Annotated in this window: 6 protein-coding genes and 4 pseudogenes; 5 read left to right on the top strand and 5 right to left on the bottom strand. The window is 61.2% G+C overall.

The window, feature by feature from the left end:
- Nucleotides 1-152: 152 nt before the first annotated feature.
- Nucleotides 153-422, top strand: coding sequence for a hypothetical protein (locus tag G3T14_RS25230; RefSeq protein WP_246733504.1), 270 nt, complete (start codon nucleotides 153-155; stop codon nucleotides 420-422).
- A 31-nt stretch (nucleotides 423-453) separates the two neighbouring features.
- Here the strand turns inward: G3T14_RS25230 and G3T14_RS22580 are convergent.
- Nucleotides 454-1339: pseudogene (locus G3T14_RS22580) on the bottom strand (IS701 family transposase).
- Between the two features lie 187 nt (nucleotides 1340-1526).
- On the opposite strand from G3T14_RS22580, the pseudogene G3T14_RS22575 reads away from it, so the two are divergent.
- Together G3T14_RS22575 and G3T14_RS22570 are read left to right on the top strand one after the other, a co-directional pair.
- Nucleotides 1527-2597: pseudogene (locus G3T14_RS22575) on the top strand (IS630 family transposase).
- A 141-nt stretch (nucleotides 2598-2738) separates the two neighbouring features.
- Complete coding sequence (locus G3T14_RS22570) at nucleotides 2739-3077, top strand: hypothetical protein (protein WP_163644753.1); 339 nt, start codon at nucleotides 2739-2741, stop codon at nucleotides 3075-3077.
- An 87-nt stretch (nucleotides 3078-3164) separates the two neighbouring features.
- Here G3T14_RS22570 and G3T14_RS22565 read toward each other — a convergent pair whose 3' ends face one another.
- The 3 genes from G3T14_RS22565 to G3T14_RS22555 all read right to left on the bottom strand — a co-directional run bounded on the left by G3T14_RS22565 (nucleotide 3165) and on the right by G3T14_RS22555 (nucleotide 4920).
- Nucleotides 3165-3557: a tudor domain-containing protein gene (locus tag G3T14_RS22565; protein WP_246733503.1), complete on the bottom strand. Its 393-nt coding sequence runs from the start codon at nucleotides 3555-3557 to the stop codon at nucleotides 3165-3167.
- Between the two features lie 135 nt (nucleotides 3558-3692).
- A complete protein-coding gene (locus tag G3T14_RS22560) occupies nucleotides 3693-4067 on the bottom strand; it encodes a hypothetical protein (RefSeq protein ID WP_163644752.1) in 375 nt (124 codons plus the stop codon).
- A 490-nt stretch (nucleotides 4068-4557) separates the two neighbouring features.
- A complete protein-coding gene (locus G3T14_RS22555) occupies nucleotides 4558-4920 on the bottom strand; it encodes a hypothetical protein (protein WP_204263010.1) in 363 nt (120 codons plus the stop codon).
- Between the two features lie 483 nt (nucleotides 4921-5403).
- Here G3T14_RS22555 and G3T14_RS22550 point away from each other — a divergent pair, with 483 nt between their 5' ends.
- Both G3T14_RS22550 and G3T14_RS22545 read left to right on the top strand, forming a co-directional pair.
- On the top strand, nucleotides 5404-5949 hold the full coding sequence (locus G3T14_RS22550) for a hypothetical protein (RefSeq protein WP_163644750.1): 546 nt from the start codon (nucleotides 5404-5406) through the stop codon (nucleotides 5947-5949).
- A gap of 563 nt (nucleotides 5950-6512) precedes the next feature.
- A pseudogene (locus G3T14_RS22545) lies at nucleotides 6513-6947 on the top strand (leucine zipper domain-containing protein); the annotation flags it as partial.
- A gap of 6 nt (nucleotides 6948-6953) precedes the next feature.
- Here the strand turns inward: G3T14_RS22545 and G3T14_RS22540 are convergent.
- Nucleotides 6954-7148, bottom strand: a pseudogene (locus G3T14_RS22540) (IS5/IS1182 family transposase); the annotation flags it as partial.

The following is a 7148-nucleotide window of genomic DNA, read 5'->3' as shown; positions in this document are numbered from 1 at the left end:
CCATCGAAGGAAAAACTCAGCCGCGCGAACTCTGTTCAGACGCTAACAGACCCTAGCGCTACCTGGGCACTGTGATGTCAGAGGGCAGCCTGAAGTGCTTTCGGCAGTGGGGGCACAGGACGGGCGGGACGAGGTTGGCGAACAGCTGCCCGATGATCGCCTGCCGCACGGCGGGCAGACTTGGTGACGGCGGTGGCCCCGGAAGGCGGGTCGTCATTTTTTCCCTGCCCCGTCCGACGATGCTCGGCGAGGCGCAGGTGCTGCAGGTCGGCGCAGGCGATGCATGTCATCACCGCGTGTCGATGCAGCCCGGTCCAGGACCGTCCCTCGAAGTGATCGAGGCCGAGTTCTTCCTTGAGCTGCTGGTGGGCCTGTTCGCAGACCCAGCGCGCCTTGATCGTGCCTGCCAGCGCACGGCGTGACGTGTCGGGCGGCAGGTTGGACAGGTAGTACTTACGCTCGCCCGATGAGCGCCACTCGCCCGATGAGCCAGACGTCCGCGCCGGGCAGGTGCCGGTTGTTGCCCCAGACCGCACCGTCGCCGATCCGCACCCGGATGGCGGCGAACCGGGCCGAGAGCTTGCCCTTCGTGCCCTGGCGCCACGCCACGCGCCGCCAGGGCAGGTCGGCCAGCACCGCCTCGGCCTCCAGCGGCTCTCGGTCCGGCACACGCTTACGGGCGCGACCGGTCGGCGGCACGAGCTGCCCGTCGGCCGCGTAGACCTTCTGGATCCTGACGATGCCCACCGCCCAGCGCAGGCCCCGGGCATCCAGGCCGTGACGGAAGGCGGCGCTGACGCCGTAGCCCGCATCGGCCAGCACCGTGCCGAAGCGCAGCCCCTCCGCTCTCACGCGATCGCGTTCGCAGAGCGCGATCTCACCCTTGCTCCGCGGCGCGGTCGCGGGCTCGGGCACGCCGGCCTGCACACAACGCTGCGGATCGCGCGTCCACGCCTCGGGCAGGAACAGGCGCCAAGCCCACCGGCACCTCGCCCTGCGCCAGGGTGAGCGAGACCAGAGACTGGCAGTTGGCCTGCTTGCCCAGCGCACCGCAATACTGTCGCGCCACCCCGACCGAGCGGGTGCCCTTCTTCGGCAGGGCCGTGTCGTCGATCACCAGGCAGGCATCGGGGCCGCCGACCAGCCGATCCGCCTGACGGACCAGTTCGGTCCAAAGCGGCCCGTCGTCCCAGGCCGGGCTGGCGATGAAGTGCTGCAGCTGGTCGTGGCCCGACAGCCCGAGCCGTGCCGCCATCGGCTGCAGGCTCTTGCGATCCCCCGGCCCGGGCAGGCCCCGGAGAGAGAGCGGCGCCCAGGTCCGCCGGGTCTTGTGCCCCATCGCCGCCAGGAACGGCGCCAGCCACGCATCGAGCCCGTCCGTCCTCTCCCGATCCTGATCCATCGCCGCCCCCAACCCATCTTGACGAGAGACAACGCATCACTACACCTACAAGGGCCCAGGTCGTGCTAGTGCAGTGACGCGGTCGGAGGATTCACGAGTCGGGTGATGCATGCGAGTCTGAGCGATGGCTCAGACCGCCTGTGTTCTCCTCGACGACGCTACCCAGTCAGCGCTTGCCGCGATCGCCGGCGACCGATCTCGACCCCTCAAGCACATCCTGCGGGCGCGCATCGTCCTGCTTTCAGCCGAGCGCTTGCCTGTGCGGGAGGTGGCTCGGCAGGCCGGCGTCAGTCGGCCCGCCGTCTGGCGCTGGCAGCAACGCTTCGCCGAGGAGGGCTGCGAGGGCCTGCTGCGCGACAAGACCCGCCCGCCTGGCACTCCGCCGCATTCCACGCGGACGGTGGCGAAGGTGCTGGCACTGACCTGCTCGGAGCCACCCGACGAGGTCACACACTGGACCGGCCGAGCCATCGCCGCGCGGGTCGGGATCTCACTGCGCTCCGTGCAACGGATCTGGCAGGAGCATCGCCTGCAACCGCATCGGATCCGGACGTTCAAGCGCTCGCACGACCCGGCCTTTGCCCAGAAGGTCGAGGATGTCGTGGGCCTTTACATGAAGCCGCCCGCCCACGCCGTGGTGCTGTCCATCGACGAGAAGTCCCAGATCCGGGCCCTGGAGCGCACCCGCCCCGACCAGCCTCTCGGTTCAGGGCACCCAGCCGCTCAGACCCACGACGATACCCGCCACGGCACCACGACCCTGTTCGCAGCTCTCAATGTCCTGGACGGCACCGTGCTCGGCCGCTGCAGGCAGCGCCATCGCCATGGCGAGTTCATCCGCTTTCTCAACGCTGTCGAGGCTGCCGTTCCGGCCGGCAAGCGCGTCCACGTGATCCTGGACAACTAGGGCAGCCACAAGCATCCGAGGGTCCGTGCCTGGCTTGCCCGCCATCCGCGCCGGACGTTCCACTTCACCCCGACCTCAGCCTCATGGCTCAACGCCGTCGAGGGCTTCTTCTCTGCCCTGACCCGTCGGCGCCTACAGCGGGACACCTTCACCGGCGTCGTCGATCTTCAGGCGGCCATCAATCGCGACATCGCCGAGCACAACCGAAGCCCAAGGCCTTTCATCTGGACCAAACCCGCCTCTGCGATCTTCGACGCTCTTACCCGAAACCCTGAACCATCCGTCTGAGTCACTGCACTAGTTTGCTGCGGTGCGCACGGCGATTCTGCTGGCACGGACGGAGCCGAGCGGGTGGAAATGCTCCGTGCGGAAGGGAGGCTGAGTGGCAACCCAAGTACTCGGACGTGCTTGACTCTAAGCGCAGCTCGTATGCTCTCCATCCTGCGCTACCCGCAGTCCAAAATCTGGATCCGCCGAGCGCAGGAAAGACCTTTTCTCATGCGTCAGTATTGTTCATCGCAGATTCGCAGCGCGGCTCTCGCTCTCGGCTTCGTTCTCCTGCCGTACACTGCTTTTGCCCAGGCAGACATGAGCTGCGCCGATTATCTGAAGGCCGATGCGCAGATGCAGGCGGGAATGAGCCCGGCCGACAAAGCTGCGATGCAGTCCGACCCCCAAGCCGCCGATCTCGACAACAAGGTCCGTACCTTCTGCAAGGCTAACCCGAAAGTGCCCACAAGCGAAGCCATGTCTAAGGCGATGCAGTAGACTTGGTTTGAGACGAAAAACCCGCCTGGCGGGAGCCGGGCGGGTGAGCCGATTCGATAGCAAAAAAATTCCCTGCGACGCGACGAGCTACTTTGAACGGCAGCGGCCTGTTTTAGTCTTCTCTTTATCGCCGTCGTCGTATTTTACGCCAAGAGACTCGCCGGCCAGCGAAGCAATCACGCCCGGAAACCACTTTCCGCCACCTTGGAAATTGCACTCGACCGGCGTGCCGATTGCCCAGGCGTAGGGCTTCACATTGCTTAAGCTCATCGATTCGCGATCGCCGTCATCGTAAGCGACGACAATCTTGTCGGCAGAAATACTCTGGATGATCCCGGGGTACCAGTGCGCACCACCCTTATACCGGCCGAGGATCCAGTCTCCTGCCGTTTGCGCGGACGCGCTGCCGCTTCCCAAAAAAACGAACCCGCACAGAGCAATAAGAGCTTCCCAAACAAGCGGACGACGGACGTTTTTCATTGGCTGGATTCCTCACCTCGTCTCTATGCGAGGGCCTCGAATTCATCCGGGAATATGCATGTATGAGTCAAGAACGGTGGTCACGATACCTATTGCGAAGAAAACCCGTCTCAATTGATTCGGGCGCGTGCAGCGTCAGTCCATTTGTGGAGGCGCCAGCAGCTTCTGTGGCTCGGTACTCGCAATGAGTCTTCCAAGGGGCGCAGGCGATGCTGGGTCCTTCTGCCACCCCTTACGACCCTCGGCCAAGCCGAACTCTAAAAAATGAGCAAGCGGATTAAAGCTGTTGGCTCTGACGTCAGGATTGGCGGCGAGATACCCGTCCCCGCTAAAGCCGGCACTCGGGTCGCGGCCTTCCTTCCATCCGTGCTTAAGGTAGTGCTGCAGCGGGGTGCCGGGGAACTGGCCGACATCGCGATACCAGTAGCGATAATAGATTTCATCGAAGCCCGGCATGCGGACCTCCGATGAGGCGGGGCGCAGCTTCTGAATGAGATGAGGGAGCTTCATGAGCCAAGTCCTACTGCACCGCTGCGAAAGTTCAAGTTGACCGCTCAGACCGAGCGCTCACCTGCGGTGCCTGCGCAAACGAAAAACCCGCCTCGGATTACTCCGCGCGGGTGTAAGGTGATCACGTAGGAAAATGCCCATGGGAAGGCCGCATATCATTGCGTCTGGTATGCCAAATGCAAGCTTCTATGGTGGCCGGCCTTTCCATACTTTAACCAATCCTCCGATGATCGACCCTACCAGCCCGGCGCGCAGGATCTAGATCCCGCAGAAGCCGTGATGCTCGGCCGCCGTCCAAAGAGCGTATCCTTTACCTTAAACCGGATTACCGTCTCGTCCCGCGTCAGCGGCAAGAGGTGCTGGTGGACGATGTTGCAGGAATAGACCGGGATGGGGCGATACAAGGCATCGCTGACCTCACAGTAGCTTGCCATGTCCTCGACGAAGGTGAGGACGAACTCGCCAAGCCCGCGCGGGGGTCGCTCACAGTCTACATCGACGAGGAACTTGCGATGGGGTTGTGAATCGTAGTGCACCCGGTCGATAGCCCCCGGTATTCGCGGATGTACCGAAAGATCTGCCAGACCATAAGTTTCCCGCCCGGCTTCACCACCGGCGTCAGCACCTGAGTGCGGAGAACGTCAACTAGGATTTGCCGGTCCGCGAGCCAGTAGGAGGTAATGGCCGCAGTGCCGAGGTTCAGCGTGATAGTGATTTCAGTGGTGATATCGCCAATCGGGATGGCGAGCGTCCTGCCAACAGCTTTGCCAGCAACATCGGCGGGGATGCGCTGGACGAGCTGATGCAAGTTTGAGCGGGGGTGCTTTATCGGACGGAGCATCTGGAGGGCCATGGTGCACAGTGCTGTTGTACAGCGAGCCTGCGTTGAACCCTTATCAATCAGATGCCTTTTTCGGAATAACCACTTAACGGGTGGCTGGTGCCCAGGGAAGGATTTGACAAGCGGACCGCCAAGTTATTGATCTTAAAGGGACCGCGACAAGGGCGGCAGCTCTTTGTGGCACGGTGCTGGAGCACGGCCACGTCGCTAAGAGCCAATTGAATTTCAGACTCAACCCATACGCCGGTTACCGTCGCGCACTTTCCAAGAGCGGCATTTGCCATGTCCGCAATTCCGCTTCGAAAATCGCCTTTTATCGGAGGGCAACGAAACCAGAGCTAGGGAATGCTTTAGAAGCTCCGCTCTCAATAACAATCGATTTTACCAGCGCTCCTAGGAATATGTCTTGATCTCTAGTCAAGTGACGTCATAGCGTCAATGCAAACCGGGAAGTGATTTGCCTGCTTGATCCCTAAATCCCTATAGAGGCTCATCATGCCAGAGATGTACCTGTTAGATTTATGGGAAGAATACGGACCTCAGAAGAAGGCAGATATTGCAAAAATATTGAATGGCTACCTAGCGCAATGTTCCACTAAAAACCAACCTGTTATGAGAGCTTGGTGGTGGTACTGGGATCCAACGCCAAGCAAACTCGATATTTTGATTTATATGGTGCCTTCTAGATTTGATAGCGTAGCATACATGTACGATCCAACCGGTGATTTTGTACAAGACGGAGCAGATGGTCGAACACTTATCGGAGCGGGAGACAGGCCCTGCATTGCAGAGGTCTACACTCGTCCACAAAGTGCTGCCGTGATAGCCAATCTAGTTTTTCACGAATCGATGCATATGAAACTAAAAAGAGGAAATAGCATGCATTCACTTGGAGGTGTCGCGAGCGCTAGTGTACCAAGCACCGTCGGACTGAGCAAATCAAATATCAGCGCAATGAAACCGGCACTTATGAATCCAGTCACGCAATGGTCGGACGGTATCGCTCAAGTCCGTGCACGGCAGCAAAGCGGGGTGCCCTAACTAGCCCCTCATCTCAGTTATTATTTCCAATAATTGAATTAATCATTGATTTTATTGATGTATAATAATATTAACTTAAAGTTCGGCACTTTCGAGACCTGTTTCCGGATTTGTCTAAAGCCGCGGCACCCGTCCCCTGTCGTGGCCAGACGAGAGCTGCCTGAAGCATGATTAATGAGGGCAAAAAATGATTCTTATTGCTGGGCTTCGCCCATTGTCAGCAGCAAGCCGTCCGCCATCTTGTTAATGATGTTCAACGACGATCACATCAAGCCCGGATGGCGCCCGCCCGAACCAACCCAGCGGACCCTTTCGGAGATGACGCGACTGCGCCTCGGGCAGCATCTCCAGGACCTCTACGAGCCCATCATCGATGAGGCCCTCGATCCCCGTCTCGCCGAGCTGATGCGCCAGCTGGACGCGGATCGAGATGTCTGAAGGCTAAGACAGCCTCATATTACCTATGGCCGAGAGGTCTAGTTGTGAGCTTTCAGGAGGTTGTCCATCCGGTCTGAACCGAGGACGCTGGAGTTGCGAGGCCTCAGCTTACCCAGAGGGACCGGATGAACATCCATCGGAATGCACGATTGACGCCATCGGGTCGAGAGCGGTTGGTGCGGCTGGCTCGCAGCGGGCTCGCTCTGACGGCAGTGGCCGCGACGATGGGGGTGTGCGCCAGGATGGTGCGCAAGTGGGTGGCCCGCTTCGAAGCCGAGGGGTCTGCCGGGCTACAGGACCGCTCGTCGCGACCTCATACCCGGCATCGACCAACCCCGGCCGAGACGCAGCAGATCATCCCGATCCTGCGTCGGCAGCGCCTGACCGGCCAGCAGATCGCCCGTGATCTGGCCGTCTCGCCGGCCACCGTCAGCCGGGTGCTGCGCCGGCACGGCCTGAGCCGCATCCACGACCTCGAACCACCCGCGCCCGTCCAGCGCTACGAACGCGAGCGGCCGGGCGGGCTGATCCATATCGACATCAAGAAGCTCGGGCGCTTCGAACGTGTCGAGCGGGTGTTTGCTCGCTCGCGAGAGATTGTTCGGGATCACGGCCATCGCGCCCTTGTCGGCGATGGTCTTGCGCAGGCGGTCGCTGTCGTAGGCTGTGTCGGCCATGACGAACGCGGTGGGCAGGTCGTCGATCAGGGCGTCACCCTTCTGGCCTGCCGTGAGAGCGAGGCGCACGGGGCAACCGAGGCC

It is taken from the genome of Methylobacterium sp. BTF04 (genome assembly GCF_010692745.1).
GTDB lineage: Bacteria > Pseudomonadota > Alphaproteobacteria > Rhizobiales > Beijerinckiaceae > Methylobacterium.
This window is presented reverse-complemented; position numbering and strand designations above follow the sequence as displayed.